Source organism: Acinetobacter sp. UBA5934 (assembly GCF_002430855.1).
Lineage (GTDB): Bacteria > Pseudomonadota > Gammaproteobacteria > Pseudomonadales > Moraxellaceae > Acinetobacter.
Genome location: NZ_DJDC01000061.1, coordinates 872 through 3,240, shown reverse-complemented (window position 1 = coordinate 3,240; position 2,369 = coordinate 872). Strand labels below are relative to the sequence as shown.

Annotated in this window: 1 protein-coding gene and 1 pseudogene; both read right to left on the bottom strand. The window is 40.3% G+C overall.

The annotated features are described in order from the left end of the window. A partial coding sequence (locus tag B2Y23_RS04170; RefSeq protein WP_291369202.1) for an insulinase family protein occupies positions 1-1,716 on the bottom strand: 1,716 nt, incomplete at its 3' end. 453 nt (positions 1,717-2,169) lie between these two features. Next, positions 2,170-2,369, bottom strand: a pseudogene (locus B2Y23_RS04165) (glycosyltransferase family 2 protein); the annotation flags it as partial.

Genomic DNA, 2,369 nt, shown 5'->3' with positions numbered 1-2,369 from the left:
TTCATCTGGAATTTTCACCAACACCTGTTGATAGTAAATACCGTTGGTACCAGCATGGTACAGATTCAAAGGTGTATCCAGATTATTGCTGATAATTTCACGCAATTGACCCTGTACAATATGCAGATCCGCCGGGACATCCTCTAACCCTACTTTCGGCAACAGGTTCATGTCATCCGGTGTATCTTGACGAACTTTTAAGGCTTCGGTTTGCTTGATGATTTCAGCTTTCTGTTCATCAGTCAGCTTAGCCCCAATCTCAGCCAAACGTGCTTTTTCAGCTTCCGCTTCTTTAGCCGATTTGGTTGCATCTGGCACCAAAGTCATTTGCACGCGATGGGTATTATCCAGCAAATGCTCTTTAATCAGATTTGACAGCCACATTGGGTCTTTAAGTTCTTCTTTAACTTGCTCAATGGCCGTGTCTACGTCCCAAACATCAATGGGATCGCTGTGGTGAATCACGCTGCCTAAACCGTTTAAAATCAGGCTTAAACCATACGGCATACCGTCGCCATTGATTTCACGCTGATGCAATTCAATCTGATGCAAAATCGCATCCACCATTTCAGCATCAACCGGTTTAGAGGCAACGTCTTCAAGAACCTTAAATACGCCGTCTTTAAATTCTTGTGCATGTTCCGGGTTTGAACCCTGTACGCCACAGAAGAAAGTCATTTCAAAATTGGAATCATCTACGCCCATGATTGGACCAGTAGATTGTGCATAGTCACAGGTTTCCAGGTAATGACGTAATGGCGACGCGGAATCTTCCAGTAAAATTCCTTCAACCAGACGCATACCCAAGCGCAATTTAATATCGCTAGCCTGAGGCAATAACCATGAAATGATGTGATAGGTTTTATCTTTTAAATCTTCTGCATCTAAAGCATAGGTTTCTGTCACTTCAATCGGTGCAGTTAAACGTGTTTCAGGCGTTGAATGCAGGGTTTGACCTTTCTCGAATTTAGACAAGGCCAAAGTTTCAAATTGTTCTTGTAAATGATAGGCAGATTCATTGCCAAATGTCATAAATACCGCATTACTTGGGTGGTAATGTGACTTATAGAAATCGACTAACTCTGGGTAAGTTAAATCTGGAATATCTTTAGGATCGCCGCCTGAATTGTAATGATAGGTGGTTTTCGGGAATAAATGATGCGCCAGTTGATGATACAGCTGATCTGAAGGAGAACTCATCGCCCCTTTCATTTCGTTAAACACCACGCCTTTATAGACCGGTTCGCCATTTTCCAGCTCAATACGAATGCCTTCTTGAGCAAAATCCAGTTCATTTAAATTCGCAGCAAAAGCGGCATCTAAATACACTTCCAGCAAGTTTTGAAAGTCTTTTTTGTTTTGCGTTGCAAAAGGATAAGCTGTCCAGTCTGCTGAAGTAAATGCGTTCATAAAGGTGTTGAGTGAACGGCGAATCATCAGGAAGAACGGGTCACGAACAGGGAATTTTTCAGAACCGCATAATGCCGTATGTTCTAAAATGTGCGCCTCGCCTTTTGAATCCATCGGTTGAGTACGGAACGCCACCAGAAAGACATTTTCATCCAGATCACTGGCAAGGTGATAATGGGTTGCACCGGTCACTTTATGTTTATATTCAGACACAAAAATGTCTAAGGCCTCAACATGGTGTTGACGTATCAACTGAAACGCAGGATGAACAGTTTGGGTAATGGTTTCAGTGACATCTACAGTCATGTGATCTCCTCACGTATACATATTTATAAGATGTTTTCGATTATACCTGAATCTTAAAGTATTTGGATTTGTACAATTACGAATTTCCCAGTATTTCAGTCAAGTTTCAATTTCTTGTGTTTCAATAAAATCAATACGGTTTTTAAGGAAAAATAACCTTTCATGACACAGCTACTTCATTAAGCGAGTTAAGTCTGGGCCATCCGAAACAATAGGTTTTTCAGGCAATTTGCATTCATGTATGATTCTCTTTATGCAGTGAAATCCTGTCTTCAATTTTATGGCAGCAAAATAACGATCACATGGTATCTCATGATCCATATTTTATTTTCAGGATAGAATAGTGGCGGATTTTTCTTTTATCTAAAGATAAATATTTAAATTAAGTTAAGACAAGGATTCAAGTTTTTCAGCCAGTTTTCTTTTAATTGTTATACAAACTTGATTGAATATTTATACTTCACTGTTATATTCAAGCTGATAGAGAAAATTTGCAAAGCCTTCAGGTGCACGCCCGTGCAATCGACTACTGGTTTTAACCCGGACCAGATTACTCCAGATCACATTGAAATCCATGTCTATCATCCGCTTGATCAGCTGCACGTCTTCATGACTGGATAAAGCTTCAAAGCCCCCGGACTGAATATAGGAGA